This is a genomic window from Marinobacter aromaticivorans (genome assembly GCF_002806975.1).
GTDB lineage: Bacteria > Pseudomonadota > Gammaproteobacteria > Pseudomonadales > Oleiphilaceae > Marinobacter > Marinobacter aromaticivorans.
Genome location: NZ_NIHD01000002.1, coordinates 439,363 through 466,288 on the forward strand (window position 1 = coordinate 439,363; position 26,926 = coordinate 466,288).

The 26,926-nt window shown below is 54.6% G+C and carries 21 protein-coding genes; 14 read left to right on the forward strand and 7 right to left on the reverse strand.

Annotated elements, in window-relative coordinates; translation table 11 throughout:
- Window positions 1-10: 10 nt before the first annotated feature.
- Window positions 11-1,816: an ABCB family ABC transporter ATP-binding protein/permease gene (locus tag CDH48_RS04815; protein ID WP_100687580.1), complete on the reverse strand. Its 1,806-nt coding sequence runs from the start codon at window positions 1,814-1,816 to the stop codon at window positions 11-13.
- A gap of 166 nt (window positions 1,817-1,982) precedes the next feature.
- Here CDH48_RS04815 and CDH48_RS04820 point away from each other — a divergent pair, with 166 nt between their 5' ends.
- The 3 genes from CDH48_RS04820 to CDH48_RS04830 all read left to right on the forward strand — a co-directional run bounded on the left by CDH48_RS04820 (window position 1,983) and on the right by CDH48_RS04830 (window position 5,945).
- On the forward strand, window positions 1,983-3,716 hold the full coding sequence (locus tag CDH48_RS04820) for an ABC transporter transmembrane domain-containing protein (RefSeq protein WP_100687581.1): 1,734 nt from the start codon (window positions 1,983-1,985) through the stop codon (window positions 3,714-3,716).
- 90 nt (window positions 3,717-3,806) lie between these two features.
- Complete coding sequence (gene gabT, locus CDH48_RS04825; RefSeq protein ID WP_100687582.1) at window positions 3,807-5,084, forward strand: 4-aminobutyrate--2-oxoglutarate transaminase; 1,278 nt, start codon at window positions 3,807-3,809, stop codon at window positions 5,082-5,084.
- Window positions 5,085-5,186: 102 nt separating this feature from the next.
- The gene (locus tag CDH48_RS04830) at window positions 5,187-5,945 is read left to right on the forward strand and encodes a VC0807 family protein (protein WP_100687583.1); all 759 of its coding nucleotides are present in this window, start codon (window positions 5,187-5,189) and stop codon (window positions 5,943-5,945) included.
- Between the two features lie 85 nt (window positions 5,946-6,030).
- Here CDH48_RS04830 and gyrB read toward each other — a convergent pair whose 3' ends face one another.
- From gyrB to dnaA, 5 genes are all read right to left on the reverse strand, one after another.
- The gene (gene gyrB / locus CDH48_RS04835; protein ID WP_100687584.1) at window positions 6,031-8,445 is read right to left on the reverse strand and encodes a DNA topoisomerase (ATP-hydrolyzing) subunit B; all 2,415 of its coding nucleotides are present in this window, start codon (window positions 8,443-8,445) and stop codon (window positions 6,031-6,033) included.
- Window positions 8,446-8,515: 70 nt separating this feature from the next.
- Entirely contained in the window at window positions 8,516-9,649 is a 1,134-nt protein-coding gene (gene recF / locus CDH48_RS04840; protein ID WP_100687585.1) for a DNA replication/repair protein RecF, read from the reverse strand.
- Window positions 9,650-9,776: 127 nt separating this feature from the next.
- The gene (locus CDH48_RS04845) at window positions 9,777-11,048 is read right to left on the reverse strand and encodes an ABC1 kinase family protein (RefSeq protein WP_100687586.1); all 1,272 of its coding nucleotides are present in this window, start codon (window positions 11,046-11,048) and stop codon (window positions 9,777-9,779) included.
- Window positions 11,049-11,060: 12 nt separating this feature from the next.
- The gene (dnaN, locus tag CDH48_RS04850) at window positions 11,061-12,164 is read right to left on the reverse strand and encodes a DNA polymerase III subunit beta (RefSeq protein WP_100687587.1); all 1,104 of its coding nucleotides are present in this window, start codon (window positions 12,162-12,164) and stop codon (window positions 11,061-11,063) included.
- Window positions 12,165-12,257: 93 nt separating this feature from the next.
- Window positions 12,258-13,724, reverse strand: a complete 1,467-nt coding sequence (gene dnaA / locus CDH48_RS04855) for a chromosomal replication initiator protein DnaA (RefSeq protein WP_100687588.1) — start codon at window positions 13,722-13,724, stop codon at window positions 12,258-12,260.
- A 677-nt stretch (window positions 13,725-14,401) separates the two neighbouring features.
- Between dnaA and rpmH the strand changes: the two genes are divergently transcribed.
- The 8 genes from rpmH to CDH48_RS04895 all read left to right on the forward strand — a co-directional run bounded on the left by rpmH (window position 14,402) and on the right by CDH48_RS04895 (window position 21,604).
- Window positions 14,402-14,536, forward strand: a complete 135-nt coding sequence (rpmH, locus tag CDH48_RS04860; protein ID WP_008172542.1) for a 50S ribosomal protein L34 — start codon at window positions 14,402-14,404, stop codon at window positions 14,534-14,536.
- Window positions 14,537-14,551: 15 nt separating this feature from the next.
- Window positions 14,552-14,959, forward strand: coding sequence for a ribonuclease P protein component (gene rnpA, locus CDH48_RS04865; RefSeq protein ID WP_100687589.1), 408 nt, complete (start codon window positions 14,552-14,554; stop codon window positions 14,957-14,959).
- Complete coding sequence (yidD, locus tag CDH48_RS04870) at window positions 14,959-15,252, forward strand: membrane protein insertion efficiency factor YidD (RefSeq protein WP_100687590.1); 294 nt, start codon at window positions 14,959-14,961, stop codon at window positions 15,250-15,252. Before rnpA ends, yidD begins: the two co-directional genes overlap by 1 nt.
- A 4-nt stretch (window positions 15,253-15,256) precedes the next feature.
- Window positions 15,257-16,987: a membrane protein insertase YidC gene (yidC, locus tag CDH48_RS04875; protein ID WP_100687591.1), complete on the forward strand. Its 1,731-nt coding sequence runs from the start codon at window positions 15,257-15,259 to the stop codon at window positions 16,985-16,987.
- Window positions 16,988-17,080: 93 nt separating this feature from the next.
- Window positions 17,081-18,469: a tRNA uridine-5-carboxymethylaminomethyl(34) synthesis GTPase MnmE gene (gene mnmE, locus CDH48_RS04880; RefSeq protein ID WP_100687592.1), complete on the forward strand. Its 1,389-nt coding sequence runs from the start codon at window positions 17,081-17,083 to the stop codon at window positions 18,467-18,469.
- A gap of 99 nt (window positions 18,470-18,568) precedes the next feature.
- A complete protein-coding gene (locus tag CDH48_RS04885) occupies window positions 18,569-20,035 on the forward strand; it encodes an aldehyde dehydrogenase family protein (protein ID WP_100687593.1) in 1,467 nt (488 codons plus the stop codon).
- 74 nt (window positions 20,036-20,109) lie between these two features.
- Window positions 20,110-21,198, forward strand: a complete 1,089-nt coding sequence (locus CDH48_RS04890) for an NAD(P)-dependent alcohol dehydrogenase (RefSeq protein ID WP_100687594.1) — start codon at window positions 20,110-20,112, stop codon at window positions 21,196-21,198.
- 202 nt (window positions 21,199-21,400) lie between these two features.
- Entirely contained in the window at window positions 21,401-21,604 is a 204-nt protein-coding gene (locus tag CDH48_RS04895) for a YgaP family membrane protein (RefSeq protein WP_100687595.1), read from the forward strand.
- 116 nt (window positions 21,605-21,720) lie between these two features.
- Here CDH48_RS04895 and CDH48_RS04900 read toward each other — a convergent pair whose 3' ends face one another.
- Window positions 21,721-22,038, reverse strand: coding sequence for a c-type cytochrome (locus CDH48_RS04900; protein WP_198515465.1), 318 nt, complete (start codon window positions 22,036-22,038; stop codon window positions 21,721-21,723).
- Between the two features lie 360 nt (window positions 22,039-22,398).
- Here CDH48_RS04900 and clrA point away from each other — a divergent pair, with 360 nt between their 5' ends.
- The 3 genes from clrA to CDH48_RS04915 are packed head-to-tail and all read left to right on the forward strand — an operon-like array spanning window position 22,399 to window position 26,924.
- Complete coding sequence (gene clrA, locus CDH48_RS04905; protein WP_198515466.1) at window positions 22,399-25,170, forward strand: chlorate reductase subunit alpha; 2,772 nt, start codon at window positions 22,399-22,401, stop codon at window positions 25,168-25,170.
- 12 nt (window positions 25,171-25,182) lie between these two features.
- A complete protein-coding gene (gene clrB / locus CDH48_RS04910) occupies window positions 25,183-26,163 on the forward strand; it encodes a chlorate reductase subunit beta (protein ID WP_100687596.1) in 981 nt (326 codons plus the stop codon).
- A gap of 17 nt (window positions 26,164-26,180) precedes the next feature.
- Window positions 26,181-26,924: a molecular chaperone TorD family protein gene (locus tag CDH48_RS04915; protein WP_157807797.1), complete on the forward strand. Its 744-nt coding sequence runs from the start codon at window positions 26,181-26,183 to the stop codon at window positions 26,922-26,924.
- The last annotated feature ends 2 nt before the right edge of the window (window positions 26,925-26,926 follow it).

Sequence of the window (26,926 nt, forward strand, 5' to 3'; positions counted from 1 at the left end):
AAAGTCAGCCTCACTCGGGACTATCATCCTCACTATGCTGTTGCTGCAGCCACAATCTGGCGTAATAACCGTTCTGCGCCAGCAACTCACTGTGGCTGCCGCTTTCCACAATCCTGCCCTGATCCATCACAAGAATGGTATCGGCATCACGCACTGTGGATAAGCGGTGGGCAATCACCAAGGTGGTGCGCTGGCGGCTGACTTCGTTCAGGGCTTCCAGTATCGCCTGTTCCGAAATAGAGTCCAGCGACGAGGTAGCTTCATCAAGGATCAGCAACGGCGGGTTTTTCAGCAGCACCCGGGCAATGGCAACCCGCTGCTTCTCACCGCCGGAAAGCTTCAGCCCACGCTCGCCCACTTTCGTCTCGTAACCTTCCGGCAGGCTGCGAATGAAATCATCCAGATGCGCCTGTTTCGCAGCGTGATGAACCTCGGCTTCGGTGGCCTCCGGGCGTCCGTAGGCCAGATTGCGGTACAGGGTGTCGTTGAACAGCACCGTGTCTTGCGGCACCACGCCAATGGCGGCGCGCAGGCTGTCCTGTGTAACGTCCCGAATGTCCTGGCCATCAATGGTGATACAGCCTTTGTCCACGTCAAAAAACCGGAACAGCAGGCGGGCGAGGGTGGATTTACCGGCACCACTGGCCCCCACCACGGCCACGGTGTGGCCGGCGGGTATGGAAAAACTGACGTTTTGCAGAATGGGACGGTCCTTGCGGTAGGCAAAATGGACGTTGTGGAAGCCAACCTCCCCCTTATCCACGGCCAATACCCGCGCGTCAGGTGCATCGTCAATCGCCGGTTTTTCCCCCAGCAAACCGAACAAGCGCTCCACGTTCACCAGAGCCTGGCGGATTTCCCGGTATACAAAACCCAGGGCATTCAACGGAATGAACAGTTGCAGCAGGTAGGCGTTGATCATGGTGAAGTCACCCAGGGTAATCTCGCCACTGGCCACCTCGCGAACCGCCAGAGCCATAATGGTGATCATGGCGAGGCCGATGATCAGCGCCTGGCCGGAGTTCAGGGCAGCCAGAGACAAACGGTTCTTCAGGCGTGCCTGTTCCCAGTCTTTGAGATCCCGGTCGTACACATTGGCTTCAAAGGTTTCGTTATTGAAGTATTTCACCGTTTCGTAGTTCAGCAGACTGTCCATGGCGCGGGAATTGGACTGGTTGTCCCGGGCATTGGCCTCGCGCACAAACTTTGTTCGCCATTCGGTGACCACAATGGAAAAAACAACATACACCACCACAGCAATCAGGATGGCAAACACGTAACTGGCATTGAACGCCACCAGTAAGATGCCCGCCACCATCAGTATTTCCAGCAGGGTGGGCACAATGTTGAACAGGGTAAAGCGCAGCAGAAAGCTGATGCCCGTGGTGCCCCGCTCAATATCCCGGGCCAGGCCTCCGGTTTTGCGATCAAGATGAAACGCCAGTTCCCGGTTATGGAGGTGGCGGAATACCCGCAACGACACCCGCCGCATGGCACGCTCGGCCACCCGCGCAAACACTGCGTCCCGCAGCTCGCTGAACAGGGTGCTGCCAAAGCGCAGAGCACCGTAGGCAACCACCAGCATCACCGGAATCCAGAGCAGCAGCTCACCGCTTTGCCGGCCCTGATCCAGGTAGTCCACAATGTATTTCAACGCCACGGGTGTTGCGACTGTGGCCAGTTTGGCCAGTATCAGAAAAACCACGGACAAGATCACACGGCCACGGAACTCCGCAAGATAGGGCCAGAGCCCCGATATGATTTTCCAGTCCGGTTTGTGGCTGGCAGAGTACTCACTATCAGCGTAGGCGCGCACGGCGTTTCCTTTGTTATTGCAGCAGTTGTTGCAGCGTCGTTTTCATGAACTGGCGTTTGTCGCTTTCCTTTAGTAAAGAAAACAAGCGTATGATCAGGTTACACAGTTTAGCCAGCTCGGCACTTATTTAAGGAGGCATTCCATTAACACGCGTCACCGCCAGGCTCTGAAACTGGTTATCGGATTTATACGCCCTTATCGAAAGGCCGTAGCAGGCGCTCTGGTGGCCTTGATTATTACTGCCGGGATTACCCTGGGGTTGGGCCAGGGCCTGCGCGTTCTTGTGGACCACGGCCTTGCAACACAGTCTCCGGCCAATCTTGCCCGCGCAATCGGCCTGTTTTTCATTCTGGTGCTGGGGCTGGCGTTTGGTTCTTTCGCGCGCTTCTACCTGGTGTCCTGGATTGGCGAACGGGTTGTGGCCGATATTCGCAAACAGGTATTCAATCATCTGATCGACCTGCACCCGGGTTTTTTCGAGCAGAACCGCGCTCTGGAAATCCAGTCCCGTTTCACCGCCGATACCACCGTGCTGCAATCGGTGATCGGCTCAACCGTGTCCATTGCGTTGCGCAACGCGCTGATGCTGGTGGGCGGCTTGCTACTGTTGTTCATCACCAATGCCAAACTGGCCGGCATCATCCTGCTGGGCTTTCCTCTGGTGATTGCACCCATCCTGTTTTTTGGTCGCCAGGTACGCCAGTTGTCGCGGCTGAGCCAGGACAGGGTAGCGGATGTGGGCAGTTACGTGGGTGAAAACCTTACCCAGATCAAAACTGTACAGGCCTTCAACCATCAATGCCACGACCGGCGCTTTTTTGCGGACGTTTCCGAGCGGGCCTTTGACATTGCCCGTGCCCGCATAAAACAGCGCGCCTGGCTGACCACCCTGGCGATTTCTCTGGTAATGGGCGCGGTAGGCGTTGTGATCTGGATTGGCGGGCTTGATGTTATCCATGGCCATATTACCCCCGGCGAGCTGGCGGCGTTTGTATTCTACAGTTTGCTGGTGGGCGTGGCCGCAGGGGCCATCAGTGAGGTAATCGGGGAACTGCAGCGGGCGGCCGGTTCTGCCGCCCGGCTGTTTGAGTTGCTGCAGACAAAACCGGCGTTTACACGCCCGGCAGATCAGGGCGCCGGTTTTCCGGGCCCGGTAGCGGGTGAGATTGCCATCGAAAATCTCAGTTTCAGCTATCCTGGCCGCAGTGAACACCCGGCACTGGTGGATATCAGCCTGCATGTTCGTGCCGGTGAAACCCTGGCTCTCGTTGGGCCATCCGGCGCAGGTAAATCCACCTTGTTTGACCTGTTGCTGCATTTCTATCAACCCGACAGCGGCTCCATCCATATTGACGGCACGGATACTGCGTCTTTGCCCCTGGACACACTGCGCAGCTGCTTTGCACTGGTGCCCCAGAACCCGGCATTGTTCCACGGCACAGTGGCAGACAACATTCGCTATGCCCGCCCTGACGCCAGTCAGGCCGATGTGGAAAAAGCCGCCCGCATCGCTCACGCCCACGAATTCATCGAACAACTTCCACACGGGTATCTTACACTTCTGGGTGATGCTGGCCTGGGGCTTTCTGGAGGCCAGAAGCAAAGGCTTGCGATTGCCCGGGCCCTGCTGGCCGATGCGCCGATCCTGTTGCTGGATGAAGCCACCAGCGCCCTGGATGCAGAAAGTGAGAACCTCATCCAGCATGCAATGCCGGCGCTTACCTCGGGCAGGACGACCCTGGTGATTGCCCACCGGCTCGCCACTGTTCGCGATGCAGATCGCATTGCTGTTCTGGATCAGGGCCGGCTTCTGGCAGTTGGCAGTCATCAGGAGCTGATTCAGGAAAACGAGCTGTACCGGCGTCTGGCCGCGCTGCAATTTCGGGAGCAACCTGCGTGATTTCCAACACCGGCAATTTGTGTCAGGCCCTGGTACTCCCTACACTGTTCAGTGATACTGATAAATCAGAGACACAGGGAGAATGGCAAAGTGAGCAATAAAGAATTGCAGGCACTCAAAGAACGCTATGTTGCGGCGGGTGTGGCGAGCCCTAATGAGCAGTTTGCCGACCACGCAACCAATGCAGAACTGTGGGACGCTGACGGCAAACGCATGATCGATTTTGCCGGTGGTATTGGTGTTCTGAACATTGGTCACCGGCATCCGAAAGTGGTTGCGGCGATAAAAGCCCAACTCGATAAACTCATGCACACCTGCCAAACGGTTATGCCCTATGAGGGCTACGTACGCCTGGCGCAGAAGCTGAGCGAAGTAACGCCGGTTAAAGGCCACGCCAAAGTGATGCTGGCCAACTCTGGCGCAGAAGCGCTGGAAAACGCCATCAAGATTGCCCGTGCTGCCACTGGCCGGACCAATGTAATCTGCTTTGACGGCGCCTTCCACGGTCGTACCTTCATGACCATGGCGATGAATGGCAAGGCGGCACCCTACCAGACAGATTTCGGCCCCATGCCAGGAACTGTCTACCGTGCGCCTTACCCCGTGCCTTATCACGGGGTAAGCGAAGATGAAGCCCTTCGTGGCCTGATGATGACCATGAAAGCAGATTCACCTGCGAAGGATACGGCTGCCATTGTTCTTGAGCCGGTACTGGGTGAGGGCGGTTTCTATGCAGCATCCACGAGTTTTCTGAAAAAGCTCCGCGAGATATGTGATGAAAATGGCATCCTGTTGATTGCCGATGAAGTCCAAAGCGGCTTCGGTCGTACGGGCAAGATGTTTGCCATTGAGCACAGCGGCGTTGAGCCTGACATCATCACCATGGCCAAGAGCATGGCCGACGGCATGCCGATCTCGGCAATTGTCGGAACCGACAAGCACATGGACGCTTCAGGCCCGAACTCATTGGGTGGTACCTATACCGGTAACCCCGCCGCTTGCGCTGCGGCACTGGCGGTGTTCGATGTGTTCAAAGAGGAGGACGTTCTGGGCCAGAGTCAGCGCCTCGGTGAGAAGCTGAAACATTGCTTTACCCAGTGGCAGGAGCAGTTCACTCATGTGGACAACGTTCGCTGTCTCGGTTCAATGGCCGCGTTCGAGTTTGTCGAAAGTAAGGAGAGTCGCAAACCCATGCCAGAACTGGCAGCAGCGGTTACCAGGAAGGCCAAAGAAAAAGGTCTGATCCTTCTTAGCTGTGGCTTGTACGCCAACAGTCTGCGCTTCCTGATGCCGGTAACTATTGAGGACGAAATCCTTGAAGAGGGCCTGGCAATTGTAGAAGAGAGTCTGAAGGAAGCTGGCGCCTGATATCCGGGTTCCTGTAGCCTGTAAAGCCGAACCTCCGGGTTCGGCTTTTTTGTGGTGTTCGTCGTATACTGCCGTAAGTTGTTTCACCAACCAGGCAGAACCATGACCTCAACGAACACCACATCTGTGCCTGACCACAAACCCCGGCCATGGGTTGATTTACTGGTCAGCATCATTATTCCCTCCGTCATTCTGATGAAATTCAGCGGCGACCAACACCTTGGCAGCGTTAACGCGCTGATTCTCGGCCTGGCATTCCCCCTGGGTTGGGGGCTGTTTGAATTGATCCGCTACCACAAGAAAAACTTTATCGCGGTACTTGGCCTGGTCAGTGTTGGCCTCACCGGGGGTATTGGTCTACTGGAACTGGATGCCGGGTGGCTGGCCGTCAAAGAAGCCGCCATTCCCGCCATTATTGGCCTGGCGGTACTGGCATCTACCCGCACCAAATACCCGCTGGTGCGCACACTGCTCTATAACCCCAACGTGCTTGATGTGAATAAAATCCAGGAGACCCTGGAGGAACGAAATCGTGTGGCCGAGTTCGAGGGGCGTCTGCTGAAAGCCAGCTACTTTTTCGCCGGCACCTTCCTGTTTTCATCCATCATGAACTACGTTCTGGCTCGCTGGATTGTGGTCAGTCCCTCCGGTACCCAGGCCTTCAATGAAGAGCTTGGCAGAATGACACTGGTGAGCTATCCAATGATAGCCATACCTTCCATGGTAATGATGATGCTCATTTTCTATTACCTGTGGCGAACCATACGCCGGTTGACCGGTTATACCCTGGAAGAGGTGATGGCGCCCCATCTGGTGGAGAAGGAGAAAGCCCGCTCATCAAACTCAAGCTCTGGGGAATAACCTTATATTTCAATTAGTTAAATAATAATTGCATAAAAAAGCGGCCAGGGTAGCAATACTCTGGCCGCTTTTTTATTCGTTTCTGTCAGATGTCGAGGTTATGGACCTCAAGGGCGTGGGTCTGGATAAAGTCCCTACGTGGTTCGACATCATCACCCATCAGGGTTGTGAAAATCTGGTCGGCTGCAATAGCATCTTCGATCTTCACCTTCATCATACGGCGACTTTCCGGGTCCATGGTGGTTTCCCACAACTGATCCGGATTCATCTCACCCAACCCTTTGTAACGCTGAATAGTCAGGCCCCGCTGGGCCTCCTTCATCAGCCAGTCCAGGGCACCTTCGAACGACAGTACCGCCTGCTTGCGCTCACCGCGCTGAACGTAGGCGCCTTCTTCAATAAGCCCGTTCAGGGTTTCACCCAGGCGGGCAATAGCCCCGTACGACGGTGATTCGAAGAAGTCGTGGCCGAATACGTGTTCATGGGGTATACCATGTACGTGTATAGTGACTTTGGGTAAAAACAACCCACGCTCCGTGTCCTTGGTCACAGAGAAAGTGTATTTGGTGCCGGTACGGGTATCGATATCCAGCCCTTCACCGAGCCGACGGGACCAGGCCGCAACCTTTTCCTCACTCTTCAGATCTTCAATCTTCAGGGTGTCGTTGTGGATCATCTGCTCGAGAACCCGGTCCGGATAGGCACGGGACAGTCGCTCGATCATGGCCATAACCCGTTGGTAATCATGCACCATGGTTTCCAGGGCGGAATCCTTGATGGGCGGCGCCTCCGGGTTCACATACAGTTGCGCGCCTTCCAGGGAAGTCTGCGTCAGGTAGGCTTCTTTCGCCTTTTCATCCTTCAGGTACTGCTCCTGTTTACCGCGCTTTACCTTGTAAAGTGGTGGCATTGCGATAAATACGTGACCACGTTCAATGATCTCGCGCATTTGCCGGAACAGGAAGGTTAGCAACAGAGTCCGGATGTGCGAACCGTCTACGTCGGCGTCCGTCATGATAATAATGGAGTGATAACGGAGCTTGTCCGGGTCGAATTCTTCCCGGCCAATGCCGCAACCCAGGGCAGTTATAAGTGTGCCGACTTCAGCCGATGACAGCATCTTGTCGAAACGAGCCTTCTCTACGTTCAGAATCTTACCCTTGAGGGGCAGAATCGCCTGGGTTTTGCGATCGCGGCCCTGCTTGGCGCTACCACCGGCCGAGTCACCCTCCACTATGTAGAGTTCAGAAAGAGCAGGGTCTTTCTCCTGGCAGTCAGCCAGCTTTCCTGGCAGGCCAGCAATATCCAGTGCGCCCTTGCGCCGGGTCATATCGCGGGCCTTGCGAGCCGCTTCACGAGCCCTTGCCGCTTCGATCATCTTGTTAACTATCAGCTTCGCTTCGTTGGGCTGCTCCTGCAGATACTCGCTAAAGCTCTGGTAAAGCTCCTGCTCAACCGCCGTCTTTACTTCCGAGGACACAAGTTTGTCCTTGGTTTGTGAGGAGAACTTGGGGTCTGGAACTTTCACACTGATAATGGCCGTCAGGCCTTCCCGGGCGTCGTCACCGGAGGTGCTGACCTTGGCTTTCTTACCAAGTCCTTCCTGTTCAATATAGTTGTTCAGTGATCGGGTCAGCGCCGAGCGGAAACCCGCCAGGTGCGTACCACCGTCCCGCTGGGGTATGTTATTTGTGAAACAGTAAATGTTTTCCTGAAAGGCATCGTTCCATTGCATGGAAACTTCCACCACAATCCCGTCGTCACGTTCACGAGTGAAGTGGAAAACCCGGTTAATGGGTGTCTTGTTGGCGTTAAGGTGCTCAACAAACGCCCGCAGGCCACCTTCGTATTCAAACACCTCTTCTTTACCGCTGCGCTCATCTGTCAAGCGGATGCGAACTCCGCTGTTCAGGAACGCCAGCTCCCTGATGCGTTTTGCAAGAATATCGTAGTGAAACTCTATCTGGGTGAAGGTTTCCGGGGAGGGAATAAAGTGGACCCGTGTACCCGAGGCCTCTGTTTCGCCTACTGCCTTCAAGGGTGCATTTGGCACACCGTGTGTGTAGGTCTGCTCATACACCTTGCCGTCACGACGTATGGTCAGGGTCAGGGTAGAGGACAGGGCGTTTACTACGGATACGCCAACCCCGTGAAGGCCACCGGAGACCTTGTAGGAGTTATCATCGAACTTACCGCCCGCGTGAAGCACTGTCATGATAACCTCGGCAGCAGAGACGCCTTCCCCTTCGTGGATATCCACCGGGATGCCACGGCCGTTATCATGAACCGTAACGGATTCGTCCGGGTGGATGATGATACCGATTTCCGAGCAGTAACCTGCCAAAGCTTCATCGATGGAGTTATCCACCAGTTCAAATACCATGTGATGCAGGCCGGTACCATCGTCGGTATCGCCAATGTACATCCCTGGCCGTTTTCGCACCGCATCCAGCCCTTTCAGGACTTTGATACTGGCTGAATTGTAACTCGATTCACTCATTAGGAAACTCCTGAAGCGTAAGGGCCGGCACCTTCGTCAAAACCGCATCTTCGGGTTTGATAAGCCGGTTTTATTCTTCCTTCAATTTGCCATGTTCCACGTGGAACATTCGGTAATCCGGGGTCGGGTTACCCTGCCACAGTGACGTCGGATCTGGACGTTCAATGGAGGTAATGAATACCTGGCAGCGTAAATCCTGTAACTTTTGAGCCAACATGGTTCTGTGGCTCTCATCCAACTCCGCGTTTATATCATCGATCAGAAAACTGACCTGCTTTCCAGAATCATTCAGAACTATGCTCTGGGCGATCTTCATCAGAATAACGAGGGTCTTTTGCTGACCGCGAGAAAAGGTTTCCGCTACCGGTCGCCCCTGGAACCTGATCCTGATATCAGCACGGTTCGGACCGTAAAGCGTGTGCCCCATCCGGATTTCCTGTTCCCTGTGACGGACCAGCACATCCGCGAGTGACTGGGCAATATCCCACCCCGGGTAAAACTCAAGCTTCAGTCCCTGGGTCCAGTTCACATCAAGTTCCTGAACCAGAACATTAAACACCCTTCGAAAATGCTCGAAAGCAGCTTTGCGGGCCTCGGTTATTCGTTCACTTAGCGCTACGTACTGGGTATCCCAGACGCGCAGCAAAGAGTCCTCTATTCTACCATTTCTGAGCATTTGATTCCGCTGTGATGTGACTCTCTGGCATTGCTGCCAGTTTGCTGCGAAAGAAGGTTCCACGTGGAACACTGCCCAATCCAGAAACTGTCGACGTTTACCTGGCCCCCCTGAAACCACGTCGAACACGCCCGGATCAATAACCGACACCGGCAGATGCATCGCAAGTGACGAAAGACTGCGCACGCTTTCTCCGTCTACCCGAAGCCTTGTTTCCTTCTGAGCAACGTCCCGGGAGATGCCAAGCCGGTGGGCAAGGGGGTAGCTTTCCGATTCTGGTCCGGGGTTACCAAATCCGTGATCCAGTCCCCCAAACACGGTAAATCGTTGTTGCCCGTGCCGGACGACGGCTTGATGCCGATTCACCCGGAAAGACCGCCCGAGCCCCAAATACCCTATAGCCTCCAGGATACTGGTCTTGCCACTGCCGTTGGCGCCATAAATCAGATTAAACGAAGAAGAAAAGGTAACAGGTTCAGCAGAAGAAAGATTGCGAAAGTGCTCGGTCTGAAGTTTTATCAGCGCCATAAAGGGGACAGCTCGTCGCGACAGCGGAGGATTCTGGGGAACCATAAAAAAAACAGCACTCCACCGATTTCGTGAAATGCTGCCTTAGTGTACAAAACCGCGTAAGTGAAGGCGAACGAATACTCCTTCAATGCAGCATGTTCAGCCGCTCATCCATGAACACATCCATTTCCGGTGCAAGAATGTGAACATAGCGGTCAAAATACAGGAACTGTTTGAGCAGCAATGCAAACTCTCTCGGGAAATGCAGCCCGTGGCTTTCGCCCACCTTCACCATGTCCATAAGGATATTGTTCACATCGTCCTCGGCCTGATCGGCGTGATAGGGAACGTCATCCGGTACCATTTTGTCCATTTGCTGATAGAGCCGGCGCAGGTCCGCAGCCAGGTCGCTGGCTTTAACAGTGTGGCGGGTTATTCCGATACGAATCATTGCCTCCGCCATGCCATCAAAGTTGCCGACCATCACCGCCGAGATGAAATCGCTGACCGCCTGCCAGGTGTCCGGGCGAATGCGCCCGACAATCCCGAAATCAATGAAGCCTACGCGCCCATCTTCCAGGACCATAAGATTGCCTGCATGTACGTCCGCATGGAAAAATTCACACTGGGTAAGGCTGGCGAACCAGGTGTTCATGGCCGTGATCAACGTGCGCTCCGGATCCTTTGCATAACCCCGGATGCTTTCCAGATCGGTAAGAGGCACACCGTGGAATCGTTCCATGGTGAGTATCCGGCGTGTGCTGCAATGTTCGAAGACTTTGGGCGCCGTGGCATCCTCGTTGTGGGTATCGTGCAGGAACTTCCGGAAAACCTTCAGGTTGTTTGCCTCCTTGATGAAGTCACATTCCTCCATCATGGTGCGCTGGATTTCCTCCACAATGCCTGATAAGGACGTCCAGGACAGTTTCGGGGCAAGAGTTTCAAGAATACGGGCCGATAGATAGAGGAAGTTAAGATCCGTCAGCAGAATATTTTCCACGCCCGGTTTCTGTACCTTGATGACCACCTCTTCTCCGGTCACCAGGCGGGCGGCGTGTACCTGTGCAATGGAAGCGGAGGCCAGGGCCACCGGATCTATCTCGGAAAACACCTGATCGATAGGCCGATCCAGCTCTTCACCGATGATGCCCTTGATAACACTGAACGGCAGGCTGGGCGTTCGGTCCAGACAGTACTGGAATTCCTCCACATATTCTTTCGGAAAGAAGGTCGGGGAGCTGGCTATGAACTGCCCCAGCTTGATGTAGGTGGCGCCCAGTGATTCAAAGGTCTGGCGAAGCAGACGTGGGGCAGGGGGACGATCCCCCGCAACCCATTTGACACCGGTGCGACCCAGTACAGACAGCGTTTGCCCAATTCTGAAAGCGCCCTTGATTCCGTTCGTTATGGTGCCCATCTTAGTGTTCTCCTATAGCCTCATCGGCATAACAACGTAGAGGCAACGATTATCATTCTGCGATTCGATCAGTGCACTGCTGTTGGGGTTGGAAAGTGTAATTTTTACCTGGTCCTCATCCAGAGCGTTCATCACGTCCACCAGATAGCCTACATTGAAACCAATCTGCAGGGATTCGCCCTGATAGTCCACCGGCAGCGCGTCTTCGGCCTGTTCCTGGTCCGGGTTGTTGGCGAACACCTGCAGTTCGTTTGTTGCCAGATTAAGACGAACACCACGAATGTTCTCGTGGGAAAGAATGGCTGCACGCTGCAGGGTGTTTTTCAGAGTGGCGCGATCAGCCAGGACTACCTTGTCACCACCGCGAGGAATAACCCGGTTGTAATCCGGGAACTTGCCTTCGATCAGTTTCGAGGTAAATGTGTAAGACCCCACGGTAGCGCGCAGATGGTTGTCTCCAATCACCAGCCGCACCGGTGTTTCCACTTCATCCAGTAACCGGGAAAGTTCCAGAACGCCTTTTCGGGGAACAATCACCTGGCGTGCTTCCTGGCAACCCGTATCCTGTTCGAGATGGGCCATGGCAAGCCTGTGGCCATCGGTGGCTACGGTACGCACATGATCCTTATCCACTTCCAGCAGCAAGCCATTGAGATAATAACGAACATCCTGTTGCGCCATGGCAAACGCCGTCGCGTCAAACATGCGCCTCAGTTCTTTTTGCGGCAATTCAAGCCTGAAGCTTTCCGGCTCATCCTCCACATTGGGAAAGTGCTCCGCCGGCAAGGTTGAGAGCGTGAAGTGGCTGGCACCGGAACGCACGTGCAGGCGGTCGCCCTCCAGCACCAGATCAATGGGTGCTTCATCTCCCAGGGCACGGCATATATCTGAAAGCTTGCGGGCGGGCACGGTAATCTGGCCTGGCTGGTCAACGTGGACCGGTGTTACCCGCCCCACCAGCTCCACTTCCATATTGGTACCGGTCAGCATCAATACATTGTCTTCGGCTACCAGCAGCACGTTGGACAGTACCGGCATGGTCTGCTTCTTCTCGACAACACCGGCAATGTTTTGCAAGGGTGTGAGCAGGGATTCACGGCTGATCGTCAGTTTCATGTCACTCAGCTTTCTGTTGTTGGAAGGTTGAATGTTGTTTGCGTTTCCATATTCCTACCCGGTACCGCCTTTTTGTGCTACAGACTCGACGCCTCAGGTAGTCAGTAATCTCATAAAATTCTGATAATCCTCGCGGATGCCCGGGTCGGTTTCCTGAAGCTCCACGATCTTCTTGCACGCATGCAGCACCGTTGTGTGGTCGCGGCCACCAAAGGCGTCACCGATTTCCGGCAGGCTGTGATTAGTCAGCTCTTTGGAAAGCGCCATGGCTACTTGCCGGGGCCGGGTCACCACACGGGTACGGCGCTTCGAAAGCAGGTCCGCCACCTTGATCTTGTAGTACTCCGCCACGGTGCGCTGAATGTTATCAATGCTCACCTGCTTTTCGTGCAGTGCCAGCAAATCCTTGAGGCTTTCCCGGATAAACGGCGGCGTGATTTCAGACCCGGTGAAGTGAGCATTCGCTATCACCAAACGCAGCGCGCCCTCTAGTTCTCTCACGTTCGACCGTATTTTCTGGGCAATAAAAAAAGCCGCTTCACTGCTAAGTTTCACATTCGCCTGATCGGCTTTTTTCATCAGGATTGCTACCCGGGTTTCCAGTTCCGGTGGCTCTACCATCACCGTAAGGCCCCAGCCAAAACGGGATTTCAAGCGCTCTTCCATATCCACAATTTCTTTCGGAAAACGGTCACAGGTTACAATTACCTGCTGCCCGCCTTCCAGCAACGCATTGAAGGTGTGGAAAAACTCTTCCTGGGAACGCTCCTTGCGGGCGAAAAACTGGATATCATCGATCAGCAAGGCGTCAACCGACCGGTAATACCGCTTGAACTCATTGATCGCGTTTAGCTGCAACGCCTTTACCATGTCCGCCACAAAGCGCTCTGAACGCAGGTACGCCACCTTGGCATTAGGATTACGCCTTACGATCTCGTTACCTATGGCATGCATCAGGTGGGTTTTACCCAGGCCCACGCCGCCATAGAGGAACAGCGGGTTGTAAGCGCCACCGGGGTTCTCTGCAACCTGCATGGAAGCCGCCCGTGCCAGCTGGTTCGATTTGCCCTCAACAAAAGTATCGAAGGTAAAGCCTTCATTGAGAAAGCTCTGGTGTTTGATATCGCCTTCCACCTGCACTGGGCGGCGTGTAGAGGCCGAACCACTGCTACTGCTTTGAGCAGGCCGGCGATTACTCACTGTGGCCGCCACACCCTTTTCTTCTTCTGTGACCCGGCTGCCTGCTTCGTCCTGAACCCTCAGGCCAGGCTCCTGCTGCGCCAATTCCGAGCGTATAACCGGCTCGGTCTCCCGTGGTGCAGAGCCTACTTTCATACCGACTCTGGGTGCCTGCCCACCGTTCAGATCCTTGAGAACCTCTTCGATACGCCGCAGATATTTCTCGTTAACCCAATCCATCACGAACCGGTTGGGAGCAAACAGCATCAACTGCCCTTCGCGATGGTCGGACTGCAGGGGCCTGAGCCAGGTATTGAACTGTTGTGCGGGAAACTCATCCCGGAGTACTTCAAGACATTGATGCCACATACTGTTCGGCACGACAGCCTGCTCCCGATAACACAAGATTTTCTCAAACCGGGCAAGGACCGCCCGATTCCGAAAGTTGACCCCGGATTCTAACCCGCCGGCCCCTTCAGTGAAAGCGCAAACACCTCGTCATAAACAGCCTGTGGAAATTTATATTATTTAAAATCAATGCATTGCTGACTTATCTACAGGCTTGTGTACAGAAAGATTTTACATTTAAGTTACCCACACGCCTGTGTGCACAACCAGCCCTCAGGTCTGTGTGCAACCCCGGTGTCTTCCAGTGGATAACTGCATGAATTCCTAAAACCCGAAGTTGTCCACAATCGGTAAGAGGTTAATCCACAAGGCTCAGGGTTACTTGCCCAACGCCTTGTCAATGCTTCAACTATTTGAATTATTGTAGGTAATCTGGCTTTTCCACAGAAAACGGCCTGCGTAATAACAGTAATAATAGAATCTTTAAAAGAATTCTAAAAAGACCAGTTACTACTGTTACTCCACTTGTCACCGGGCCCATTTGCGTTTTCCAGAGAAGCTTCCCGAAACCCTGTCCGGTGTCGGCACAAGCCCATAGCGATAAACGTTGAACCTGCGGCGGAATTTGCATAGAATGCCGCTCCTGTTTTGGCTATTAATTTTTCAGCCAACTGCCGAATGTCCAATACACGAATTGTGAGATCGTCACCATGAAAAGAACGTTTCAACCAAGCGTACTGAAGCGTAAGCGCGTACACGGTTTCCGTGCCCGTATGGCAACTGCCAATGGTCGCAAGGTTATTTCCCGTCGTCGTGCCAAAGGCCGTGCACGTCTGTCTGCGTAATCTATCGTTCGCCTTATGAAGGCTTTGAGTTTTCCTAAATCGCATCGCTTACTGCGCCCTGCTGATTACGGCAAAGTCTTCAATGACGTACAGCTAAAGGTTCCGCACAAGAATTTTCTGATCCTGGCTACGCCAAATAATCTCGGGCATGCCAGGGTCGGTCTTGTATTTGCGAAAAAAAACCTGAAACTGTCCGTGCAGCGAAACCGGATCAAACGTCAGGTGCGGGAAAGTTTCCGCCATCAACCCGACCTTCCCGGGATGGACATCATCGTTCTGGGTCGACAAGGGCTGGCAGATCTCGATAACCGCACCATCCGCACGTCTCTGAACGGGCTCTGGCAACGGCTAGCGAAAAAGTATCATCAGCTACCGTCATCTCAACCAGCGGAATCATCTTCGGCCGGTAGGGGAACAGGTTAATGCGCAGGTTGCTTCTTCTTCCTATCCGCTTCTACCAATACGCGATCAGTCCGCTGATGGCCAGTCATTGCCGGCATTATCCAACCTGCTCACAATACGCTGTAGAAGCCATATCCCATCACGGATCACTGAAAGGCACCTATCTTTCAGTAAAACGGCTGCTGAGATGTCACCCATGGGCGGAAGGCGGTTACGATCCCGTACCAGGCACAGTACAAACTCAACCCGAACAGACAACGTCCTGTTGCTCTCAGGCTGATACCTCCCCAACAACACCTCAGACCAAACTGTAACTCTATGGATATTCAACGCATCGTATTGTTCGCCGGCCTGGCTATTGTCAGTTATCTGATGGTGCTTGCCTGGAATGAAGATTATCACCAGCCAGCACCCGCGGCGCAGGTGGCTGAATCCGGAGGCGGCCTTCAGGCAAATAACGGATCTGGTGGTTCCGATGCCATGGTACTTCCTGGCGAGACATCCCGGGGAACGGCTGCCGGAACACCTTCAGATGAGGAGTTCACTACACCGGAAAGCGGTCAGTCAGTATCCGGTCCTGTCAGTTCTGACGTTACCGTAAACGATCAGTACATCAGTGTTCGAACCGATGTACTCGACCTGGTTATTGACCGGGTAAGCGGGAATCTGGTCAGAAGCTCACTGCTCGCCTACGACAAATCCCTCAACGGTGACGAACCGCTCAAGCTGCTGAACAACACAGAAAACCGGTTTTATGTGCTTGAAAGCGGATTGATTGGCCAAAACGGACCAGACAGCGCGAAAAACGGTCAGCCGCCCGTGTACGAAACGGATGCTGCCAGCTACCAACTGGCGGAGGGTGAGAATGAGCTGACCGTTGATCTGGTTCACACCATGGAAAACGGTGTGAAAATCACCAAACGTTACGAGTTTGCGCGGGACAGCTATGAAATCAGCGTGCGTTATCTGGTTGAAAACCGTTCAAACGAGAATTGGCAGGCCAACTTTACCGGTAAAATCGTACGCGATCAGTCACCTGACCCCACGGCCCAGAACAGCATGGGCATCAAGGCGTTTCTTGGCCTGGTAATCAGCTCCCCGGAAGATCCCTATGAGAAATACGATTTCGGTGATCTTGAAGACAATCGTATCAACACGACCGTAACCAACGGCTGGATGGCGTTTCTGCAGCACTACTTTCTTGCAGCCTGGGTACCCGAGCGTGATCAGCCGGCACAATTCCAGACTACCCGCCGCGGCCCGTTGCATGTCATGGGTTTTGTATATCCGGCAACAACCGTTGCACCCGGAGAGACGGCTGAAATTGGCGCCCGCGCCTACGTTGGCCCGAAAATCATTGACCGGCTGGAAGCCGTAGCGCCAAACCTTGACCGTACGGTGGACTTCGGCTGGCTGTTCTTCATCTCACTGCCGCTGTTTATCATTCTTGAGTGGTTCCACGGCCTTGTCGGTAACTGGGGCGTGGCCATTATCCTGCTGACTGTGTTGGTGAAAGCCGTGTTTTTCAAGCTTTCAGCCACCAGTTACCGGTCCATGGGGCGCATGCGGGCCGTGGCGCCGCAACTGACCCGCCTGAAAGAGCTGTACGGCGATGACCGCCAGCGCATGTCCCAGGAAATGATGGCGTTGTACAAGAAAGAGAAGATCAATCCTCTGGGCGGATGTTTGCCCATTCTGGTTCAGATGCCGGTATTCATCTCTCTGTACTGGGTACTGTTTGAGAGTGTGCAATTGCGCCACGCACCCTTCATTCTGTGGATCCAGGATCTTTCCGTCATGGATCCTTACTTCATACTGCCGATCCTGATGGGCGCCAGCATGATGTTGCAGATGAGCCTGAACCCGACGCCGCCGGATCCGATGCAGGCGAAGATCATGAAGCTGATGCCGGTGGTCTTCACCATCTTCTTCCTCTGGTTCCCGGCGGGTCTGGTACTCTACTGGTTGGTGAACAACATTCTGTCGATCAGTCAACAGTGGTACATTACCCGCAAAATCGAAGCAGAAATGGCCACCAAAAAGCACTGACCTTGTGGCCGTTTGATTGTTCAGTAAAGGCTCCGTAAAGGGGCCTTTACCATTTCAGGAACACACAAAACTGCTGTGTAAGAGGCATGATTGATGAACCAGAGCCCCGCAACGACCCATACCCCTGACACCATTGCTGCCATAGCCACGGCGCCTGGCCAGGCAGGCGTGGGCATTGTTCGGGTATCTGGCCCATTGGCAAAGAACATTGCCACGGCCATGCTGGGGTATACGCCCAAGCCCAGATACGCCCACTACGGAGCCTTTCTGGATCAGAACAAAACACTGATCGATGAAGGTATTGGCCTGTACTTCCCGAATCCCCATTCGTTTACCGGCGAAGACGTTTTTGAATTGCAAGGGCACGGCGGCACCATCATTCTGGATTTGCTGTTGCGGGAGGTCTGCCGGCTGGGTGCCCGGTTGGCCCGACCGGGTGAGTTCTCGGAACGGGCGTTTCTCAACGACAAACTGGATCTTGCCCAGGCCGAAGCCATTGCCGACCTGATTGAGAGCAGTTCGGAGCAGGCCGCCCGCTGTGCCGTGCGATCCATGCAGGGTGTATTTTCCCGGCGAATTGAAGCCCTTGTTGAGGCGGTTACGCAACTGCGGATCTACGTGGAGGCCGCCATCGATTTTCCGGAAGAGGAAATCGACTTTCTGGCCGACGGCAAAGTCGCCGCGGATTTACAGGCACTGCTGGAGCAACTCCAGGGCATACTGGCCGAAGCCCAGCAGGGCACAATTCTGCGCGATGGCATGAAAGTGGTGATTGCCGGCCGCCCCAACGCCGGAAAATCCAGCCTGTTAAATGCACTGGCTGGTCGCGAAGCGGCCATAGTAACGGCCATTGAAGGCACTACCCGGGATGTGCTGCGCGAACACATTCACATTGATGGTATGCCCCTGCATATCATCGATACCGCGGGCCTGCGCGACAGCCCGGACGAAGTGGAACAGATCGGCATTGCCAGGGCCTGGGACGAAATCCGCCAGGCCGACCGCATTCTGCTTATGGTGGATGCCACTACCACGGATAAAACCACCCCCCACGAAATCTGGCCGGATTTTATCGACCGGCTACCGGCCTCGGCACCGGTTACGGTAATCCGCAACAAGGTAGATCTGACGAGTGAAACCGCTGGCTTGCAAGAGTCATCCATGGAAGAGGCCCCGGTGATCCGCCTTGCCGCAAAATCCGCTGATGGGCTGGACGTACTGCGGGAACACCTCAAGGAATGCATGGGCTTTGCCAGCACCACGGAAGGCGGCTTTCTGGCCCGCCGCAGGCATCTGGATGCCCTGGAGCGTGCCCGGGATTCCCTGCTGCAAGGCCAGGCGCAGCTGGAAGGTTACGGCGCCGGTGAACTCCTCGCCGAGGATCTGCGAGCTGCCCAGGATGCCCTGGGGGAAATCACCGGCCAGATGACACCGGATGAGCTTTTAGGGAAGATTTTTGGTTCCTTCTGTATCGGGAAATGAGCCGCCGCCCCACAGTAGATACCACTAGCTCAGTCGCATGCTTCCGATAAACAGATACACTGGTATCAAATGTCCGGAATACACAGCGAGGTGGAGCTTATGTCTGAGTGCTATCAGAATCTTCAACTGCAATTGTTGGCAGGAGAGTGGCGAGACGGCAGCGGGGAGGAATCCCGCCCTGTTATAAATCCCTATTCTGGCGAGACTTTGCTCTCAATCCGCTCAGCTACCTCCTCTGATCTCGATGCAACTTACCGAAAAGCTGCTGAGGCCCAGTTAAGCTGGGCAGACACGCCCCCGGCGGAGCGTTCGGCCCTGCTGCTGCGCGTAGTGTCGATCTTTGATGAACGCAAGGAAGAGATCATTGACTGGCTGATTCGCGAATCCGGCAGTACGCGCTTGAAAGCTAACATTGAATGGGGCAGCGCCCGTGCTATCACTCTGGAAGCGGCAAGCATGCCCGCCCGCGCCCAGGGCGCTACCATGAGCAGCGATATTCCGGGGAAAGAAAACCTTGCCTATCGCAAACCTGTAGGGGTGGTGGGTGTGATCAGCCCGTGGAATTTCCCGTTGCATCTCTCCCAGCGTTCCGTAGCACCGGCAATTGCCCTGGGCAATGCGGTGGTCATCAAACCGGCGAGTGATACACCTGTCACCGGAGGTTTGCTGCTGGGCCGCATCTTTGAGGAGGCGGGCCTGCCAGCGGGTGTGCTGAGTGTGGTGATTGGCCCGGGATTGGCCATTGGCGATGACTTCGTAGCGCATCCCGTACCCTCCATGATCTCGTTTACGGGTTCAACGCCGGTTGGCAAAAACATCGGCAGTATCGCCACCGGCGGTCGTTACCTCAAAAAGGTCGCCCTGGAACTGGGTGGCAACAGCCCGTTTGTGGTGCTTGATGATGCGGATGTCGGGCAGGCTGTGAAAGCTGCGGTATTTGGCAAGTTTCTGCATCAGGGGCAGATCTGCATGGCGATCAACCGGATTATCGTCGATTCGACGGTATACGACCGGTTTGTGGAAGATTTTGTCGCCCACGTCCGCACGCTGAACGTCGGCGACCCTTCTGCCATGGAAACGGCCATTGGTCCCATCATCAATACAGCCCAGCTTGAAGGTTTGCAGCAGAAAATTGCCAGAGCCAAAGAGCAGGGGGCAAAAGTACTCCTGGAGGGCGACATTCACGGGCAGATGGTGCCACCGCATGTTTTTGGTGAGGTGACGCCCGATATGGAGCTCAGCAGCGGTGAAATTTTCGGCCCGCTTGTAGGTATCCAGAAAGCCCGGGATGAACAGCACGCCCTGGAACTGGCCAATGGTACGGAGTTTGGTCTCTCCAGTGCCGTGTTCTCCGGTGATCTCGACAGGGGGCTGAGATTTGCCAGCAAAATCAGGGCCGGCATGGCGCACGTTAACGATATGCCGGTGAATGATGAAGCACACATGCCGTTTGGCGGAGAGAAAAGCTCGGGGCTGGGCCGTTTCAACGGCGACTGGGCCATAGAAGAGTTTTCCACCGTGCAGTGGGTGAGTGTGCAGAGGGTTCCGAGACAGTATCCGTTCTGATCCCGTTGGGTAGGTGAAACGGACCGGGTTTCGACAGAAATTCTCCGGCTAATGAAATTTAAGAGGTCATATTGATGGATATTAAAGCAGCGGTAACCCATAGCCAGGGAGAGCCATTCAAACTGGAATCTGTGCAACTTGAAGACCCTGAGTTTGACGAGATACGGGTTCGGATTGTTGCGGCTGGAGTCTGCCATACGGATGTTGTCGCGCGTGATCTGGGCATAGCGCCATTTCCGATTGTTCTCGGTCATGAGGGGTCCGGCGTTGTAGACGCCGTTGGGTCGGGCGTGTCTGATCTCAAACCCGGTGATCATGTTGTGCTCTCGTTTGCGCACTGTGGAAATTGCGGAAACTGTCTGACCGGCCATCCGACCGTTTGCGATACCTTCAACGATCTCAACTTCGGCGGTGCCATGGACGATGGCAGTCGTCGGCTTGCTCAGGGCGAACAATCGCTGGCAACGTTTTTTGGCCAATCGTCATTTGCGACATACGCTATTGCCAAGTCCAGCAATGCGGTGAAGGTAGATCCGGATGTTGATCTCGCGCTGTTGGGGCCGCTGGGCTGTGGTATCCAGACCGGGGCAGGCACGGTTCTCAATCGTCTCAAGCCGGAATTTGGTTCCAGTATCGTGATCTATGGCGCAGGGGCTGTGGGGCTTAGTGCGGTAATGGCGGCCAGAATTGCTGGTTGTCAGTACATCATCGCCGTTGATGTCCATGACAGTCGCCTGGCTCTGGCCAAAGAGCTTGGCGCGACCCACACTCTTAACGGCAAAGACGTGGATGTCATGGCGGAAATTAAAAAAATCACCGGCGGTGGCAGCCATTATGCCGTTGAAACCACGGGGGTACCTCCAGTGGTCAAGCAGTCACTGAATGCTTTGAGGCCTTTGGGTACCGTCGCGATTGTTGGTATTACCCCTGAGATGAACCTTGATATTCATAACGATCTGATGGCGGAAGGAAAAAGCATGATCGGCGTGATTGAAGGCGATTCCATCCCCCGGGTGTTTATTCCAAAGTTGATTGCGTACTACAAAGCCGGAGAGTTTCCGTTTGATAAACTGGTTAAATTTTATAAATTTGAGCAGATTAATCAGGCGTTTGAAGACTCAGCAAGCGGTATGACTATCAAACCGGTGCTGAAAATAGCCTGATGATCGGGAACAGGGCGCTGGCCTCAATCCGCATAGCTGCTCTGGCCGCCACAGGGACAATATGGGATAGTAGCACGATCAGGTATAAGGTTATAACCTTTGCGTCAGAAGCCGATGCAGGTAGGTATACCAGCCTGGTCTGGAGCTGATTTCAGCGTTTGCGGGTTAGTGTTTTGGCAGTATTAATTTAAAGGGGATAATTATGTCTATTGAACGTCTTGTGTTCGCTATTGCGGGAGCATTTATTCTACTCAGCGTTATTTTGTCGCAATTGCATTCGGTTTACTGGCTCTGGTTTACCGCATTCGTGGGTGCAAACATGTTGCAGGCAGCCTTTACCGGGTTCTGCCCGCTGGCGAAGATCCTGAAAGCTATGGGTAAAAAATCCGGAACCGCTTTCAACTGAGTCAGCGCACAAAAAAACGGTTCATATGTAAAAATTATTCCGGGTTATAATTAATTTTTATAACCCGGGCTTCTGTTGTGCATCCCTAAATAATATTAAAGCCCTAAATAAACCGTTTATTGCTGGCTGTAATAAGCAGCCATATCCGCAATATCTTCATCGGTAAGGTTTGTCGCTTGCGGCGTCATAACCGCCGACATACCGCCACTTCGTTCTCCCGCACGATACGCTTTCAGCGCCAGCTCGAGATACGTTGCGGACTGGCCGGCAAGGTTGGGATAGATAGGTGCGCTGGATTGGCCATCCATGCCGTGACAGGCTGCACAAACCGTAATCTTTTCAGCACCCGCTTTGGCATCGGCAGCGGCTGCCGGTAAAGCGGTTGCGCCCATAACAATGGCCATTGCCACATATTTCATATATGTCACTCTCATCGTTATCTCCATTGTGGGGTTCAATCTGATTTCGTGCAGCGCGGAATTAAGCGATAACGGCCAGCAACACGCAAGTGACGAAAACACTCCCTTTTATAATAGTTGATGTGCGTCAATTATGTTCCCGTAAACCCTAGAAATAAGTATTTCACGTAATCGGTAAAATTTTGATCTATGCTAATTTGACGGGCGTTGACCGATGAAGAACGCGTAATAATTGGTTTATGGTATTGATTCCTGAATGATAATGCCTCCCATCGGACAACTTCATTAAACGAATGTGTGGCGACCCGGTCACATGTTTAAGCCGCCGCTCGCCTGAACTGGCGGTAAACGGCAATTGTTGATGAGGAGAGAGTCATGGGAATGTGGAAGCTGAAGCGCCGCGATTTCCTCAAGGGGCTGGGGGCCACGGGCACCGGTGTGATGCTGAGTGGTAATGTCTGGGCATTAAACCGGCTAGAGCCGATTGACGATACCCTTGCCACTGAATACCCCTACCGTGACTGGGAGGACCTTTACCGCGATGAGTGGTCCTGGGACCACATAGGGCACGCCGCTCACTGTATCAACTGTATGGGTAACTGCGCCTGGGATGTGTACGTCAAAGACGGCATCGTCATCCGTGAAGAACAGATTGCCAAGTACCCGCAGATACACACGAACATACCCGATGCCAACCCCCGCGGTTGCCAGAAAGGCGCGATCCACTCCACCGCCATGTACGAAGCGGATCGCCTGCGTTACCCGCTCAAGCGTGCCGGTGAACGCGGCGAAGGCAAGTGGCAGCGTATCTCCTGGGATCAGGCCACCGAAGAAGTCGCCGACAAGATCATTGATATTTTTGTCAAACACGGCCCCGGCAAGCTCAAAACTCACCAGGGTTCAGGCAACCAGACCATGGTTCGCCAGTCCGGCCCTGCCCGTTTCGCCGCCCTGGTTGGCGGTATCCAGCTTGATGGCTTTACCGTAGTAGGTGACCTGTTGACCGGCGCCCATCTGGCTTACGGCAACCCGCTGGAAAGCTTCTCCTCAGACGCCTGGTTTGATGCTGATTACATCATGCTGGGCATGATCAACCCTAACGCTACCCGTATTCCGGATGCCCACTACATCTGGGAAGCCAAATACAACGGCGCCCGCATTGTCAGCACCTCGCCGGATTACAACCCCAGTGCCATTCACACCGATCTGTGGGTACCCATCGAACAGGGTTCTGATCCGTTCCTGGCCATGTCGTTTGTGAACGTGATTATTGAAGAAAAACTGTTCAAGCCGGCGTTCATGAAAGAGCAGACCGACCTGCCCATGCTGGTGCGCACCGACAACGGCCAGTTGCTGCGTGAAAAAGACCTGGTGGAAGGCGGCTCCGACGAAGTGTTCTATCACTGGGATCTGAACACCAATCAGGCAGTGAAAGCCAGGGGTTCCATGGGCGATGACACCAAGACCCTGGAACTGGGCGACGTCGATCCCGCTCTGGAAGGCACCTTCAAGGTAAACGGCATTTCCGTGACCACGTCCTTTGAGTACGTGAAAAAAGAGGCGGCAAAATTCACCCCGGAGAAAACCCGGGAGCAGACCGGCATTCACCCGGACATTGTGCGCCAGGAAGCCCGCCTGCTGGCAAAGTCGAAAAAAGCCATCATCATGCTGGGTTATGTCACCTCCAGCTATTCCAACTGCCTATACACCTGCTGGGGCTACGCGCTGACGCTGGCACTGACCGGCCACGGCGGCCGCACCGGTGGTCTGGATACCTCCTGGGTGGTGTGGAACCATCCCCGCTGGTGGGAGCTGGCCGGGTTTGAAGGTAAAAAATCCGCTCGCCTGGAAGCAGGTGGACTGGGTGAATTCCTGCGCGGCGGCATGATGGAAGGCGCTCGCAAGCACTACGACAACAAAAAACTGAAGAAACGTGTTGGTTTCGATCTCGATGACATGGAAGAGATGATGAACGAGTCCATGGAAAAGGGCTGGATGCCTTACTACGGCGAAATCAAGGGCATGATTTCCATCGCGGACAACACCTTCCGTCGCAACAAGATGTCGAAGAAGTATCGCGAAGAGCACCTGCGCCAGGCTGAAGAGCTGTACGTGAACATCAACGTGCGCATGGACTCCACCGCTGAATGGGCCGACTATGTGCTGCCTGCGGCCAGTCACTATGAGGCATGGGATATCCGTACCCAGGGTTACCACCGGTTTGCCAACGTATTTACCCGCTCGGTAGAGCCCGTGGGTGAGTCCAAGCCGGACTGGGAAATCATGGCGCTGCTCACCAGGAAGATTCAGGAACGTGCGATTGCCCGCGGTGTGGGCCCAATCCAGGACGGTGACGTTACCCGTGATCTGCACACCATTCACGATGACTTTACCCGCCAGGGTACGCTCAATACGGATTACGATGTGCTCAAGCACATCATCGAGGATTCGCCTGAATTTGGTGGTGTGACCATCGAAGAGGCCGCGGAAAAAGGCTTCATTGTGATGAACGAACACGCCGGCCTGAACCAGCCGCTTGAAGCGGACAGAGGCTATGATCCGTTCACCGCGCAAACCGATGGCAAGAAGCCTTATGAAACCCTGACCGGTCGCATTACCTTCTATTGTGACCACCCGTGGTTTGTGAAACTGAAGTCCACCGTACCCACAGCGCGTTTGTACGCAGGGCCGGAGGCTTCCAACTACCCGTTGAAATTCTACTCGCCGCACTCGCGCTGGGCTATTCACTCCAACTGGCGCAGTAACAAGTACCTGCTGCGATTGCAGCGTGGTGAACCGAACATCTACATCAACCCGCAGCTGGCTGAGAAAAAAGGTATCAAGGACGGTGATACGGTGCGGCTGTTCAACGGCAACGGTGACTTTTTTGCCCAGGCCAAGTTCTATCCCAGCATTCCGGTGGACTCGATCATGATGGAGCACGGCTGGGAGCCACATCAGTACATCCATCGCAGAAACATGAACGTTTCCCACGCTGTGTTCCTGCAACCGCTGGAGCTGGCGGGTGGCTGGGGCCATCTGAACTTCATTTACGCCAAATGGAATGCCAACCAGCATATCCATGAGACCAGTTACGACATAGAACTGGCCAAGGCTGAAGACATCACCGACCCACGAGCCGTTTAAGAGGAAATTATCATGACTGTTAAGCGTCAACTCAGCATGGTCCTGGATCTGAACAAGTGTATCGGCTGCCACACCTGTACCGCAGCCTGCAAACTGATGTGGACCAACCGGAACGGCCGCGAGTTCATGTACTGGAACAACGTGGAATCCCAGCCCGGTAAAGGTTACCCGCGGGACTACGAGAACATGGGCGGTGGTTTTGATGCCGACGGCGCGCTGCGCCTCGGGCGCCAGCCCAGCCAGGAAGACTATGGCATTCCCTGGGAGTACAACTACGAAGAAGCGCTGATGACCGGTACCGACCCCTGGCTGCGCCCCAATGTGAAGCCTACCTGGGGCGCCAACTGGGACGAAGACCAGGGTTTGGGTGATTACCCCAACAGCTACTACTTTTACCTGCCGCGCCTGTGCAACCACTGCGCCAACCCGGCGTGCCTGGCGGCCTGTACCCGTAACGCCATTTACAAGCGCCAGGAAGACGGCATTGTGCTGGTGGATCAGGAGCGCTGCCGGGGCTATCGTTACTGCGTAAATGCTTGCCCGTACAAGAAAATCTACTTCAACGAGGAGATTTCCAAATCCGAGAAGTGTATTTTCTGCTACCCGCGGATTGAAAAAGGCCTGCCCACAGCCTGCGCGCAGCAGTGTGTCGGACGTATTCGCTGGATCGGTTATCGCGATGACGAAGACGGCCCGATCCACAAGCTTGTCGAAAAGTACAAGGTGGCACTGCCACTGCACGCCGAATGGGGCACCCAGCCTAACGTGTTCTACGTACCACCGCTGTCACCCTCCAAGTTTGGTGAAAACGGTGAGCAACTGGATGAATCCCGTATTCCGCTATCCTATCTGGAGAGCCTGTTCGGGCCCCGTACGGGTGAGGTACTGGACACCCTGGCCGAGGCACGTCAGGCAAAAGCCGATGGCAAGGGCAGTGAACTGATGGACATTCTGATCGGTTACAAACACTCGGAAATGTTCAAGTTGAGCTGATGCCGGGGAGGCACGAAATGACGCAATTAACAGCGCCCGCTGTCCGTCAGTTTGAGCACGAAAGGGCCGAGGCTCGTGGCGCGATTTACCGGCTTGCGGCGGCTATGCTGGGCTACCCGTTACAGGAAACCTGGGAAGCCCTGGCCGATGGTCGCCTGAAAGCAGCGCTTGACGACGCCTTGCAGACCTTGGGTGCTGAACCCTGGCCAACACTGCAGACCAGTACCAGCCTGGGCGATCTGGAAGTCGGCTATATGGCGACGTTTATTCACGGCAAACGGGGTAAACCACGGGTGCCTCTGGTAGCGAGTGCCTATCAACAGTTGTTGGGTGGCCAAACGCCGGGCAGTTACATGCTGAACGTGCAAGCGTTTTATACCCATTTTGGCCTGACGGCTGCCGTGGATGATGAAGGCCACAAAGACCAGCCGGATCACCTGCTGGCGATGCTGGAGTTCTGTGCACTGCTGTGCCATCTGGAGCTGCAGGCTCTGGAGAACAGCCGTGATGCGTCACCGTACCGCCGTGCCCAAAGGGATTTCCTGGCGCGCTACCTGAGGCCGTTGTTGCAGGCTGTCAGGGCGGGCTACGCCAGAGAAAGTCACCACGGCCTGGATCCAAATCTGGCGCATCTGGTGAATAGGCTCCCGGACTGGACCCACACCCAGCAAATGGCTCTGGAGGCCCAGGTAGGGCCCACCCCGAAAGGGGGTGAGAAAAAAGCCGAAGCCGATACCGCCAGCCAGCCCATGTGGGACTGAAC

What these genes read in the sequence shown, in the direction of transcription:
- recF (WP_100687585.1), bottom strand. Translation starts at nt 9,649, where the DNA reads ATGGCGCTGATAAAACTTCAGACCGAGCACTTTCGCAATCTTTCTTCT.
- CDH48_RS04885 (WP_100687593.1), top strand. Translation starts at nt 18,569, where the DNA reads ATGTCTGAGTGCTATCAGAATCTTCAACTGCAATTGTTGGCAGGAGAG.
- clrB (WP_100687596.1), top strand. Translation starts at nt 25,183, where the DNA reads ATGACTGTTAAGCGTCAACTCAGCATGGTCCTGGATCTGAACAAGTGT.
- rnpA (WP_100687589.1), top strand. Translation starts at nt 14,552, where the DNA reads ATGAAGGCTTTGAGTTTTCCTAAATCGCATCGCTTACTGCGCCCTGCT.
- yidD (WP_100687590.1), top strand. Translation starts at nt 14,959, where the DNA reads ATGCGCAGGTTGCTTCTTCTTCCTATCCGCTTCTACCAATACGCGATC.
- yidC (WP_100687591.1), top strand. Translation starts at nt 15,257, where the DNA reads ATGGATATTCAACGCATCGTATTGTTCGCCGGCCTGGCTATTGTCAGT.
- mnmE (WP_100687592.1), top strand. Translation starts at nt 17,081, where the DNA reads ATGAACCAGAGCCCCGCAACGACCCATACCCCTGACACCATTGCTGCC.
- CDH48_RS04890 (WP_100687594.1), top strand. Translation starts at nt 20,110, where the DNA reads ATGGATATTAAAGCAGCGGTAACCCATAGCCAGGGAGAGCCATTCAAA.
- CDH48_RS04895 (WP_100687595.1), top strand. Translation starts at nt 21,401, where the DNA reads ATGTCTATTGAACGTCTTGTGTTCGCTATTGCGGGAGCATTTATTCTA.
- CDH48_RS04845 (WP_100687586.1), bottom strand. Translation starts at nt 11,048, where the DNA reads ATGGGCACCATAACGAACGGAATCAAGGGCGCTTTCAGAATTGGGCAA.
- CDH48_RS04900 (WP_198515465.1), bottom strand. Translation starts at nt 22,038, where the DNA reads ATGAGAGTGACATATATGAAATATGTGGCAATGGCCATTGTTATGGGC.
- CDH48_RS04915 (WP_157807797.1), top strand. Translation starts at nt 26,181, where the DNA reads ATGACGCAATTAACAGCGCCCGCTGTCCGTCAGTTTGAGCACGAAAGG.
- clrA (WP_198515466.1), top strand. Translation starts at nt 22,399, where the DNA reads ATGGGAATGTGGAAGCTGAAGCGCCGCGATTTCCTCAAGGGGCTGGGG.
- CDH48_RS04830 (WP_100687583.1), top strand. Translation starts at nt 5,187, where the DNA reads ATGACCTCAACGAACACCACATCTGTGCCTGACCACAAACCCCGGCCA.
- dnaN (WP_100687587.1), bottom strand. Translation starts at nt 12,164, where the DNA reads ATGAAACTGACGATCAGCCGTGAATCCCTGCTCACACCCTTGCAAAAC.
- gyrB (WP_100687584.1), bottom strand. Translation starts at nt 8,445, where the DNA reads ATGAGTGAATCGAGTTACAATTCAGCCAGTATCAAAGTCCTGAAAGGG.
- rpmH (WP_008172542.1), top strand. Translation starts at nt 14,402, where the DNA reads ATGAAAAGAACGTTTCAACCAAGCGTACTGAAGCGTAAGCGCGTACAC.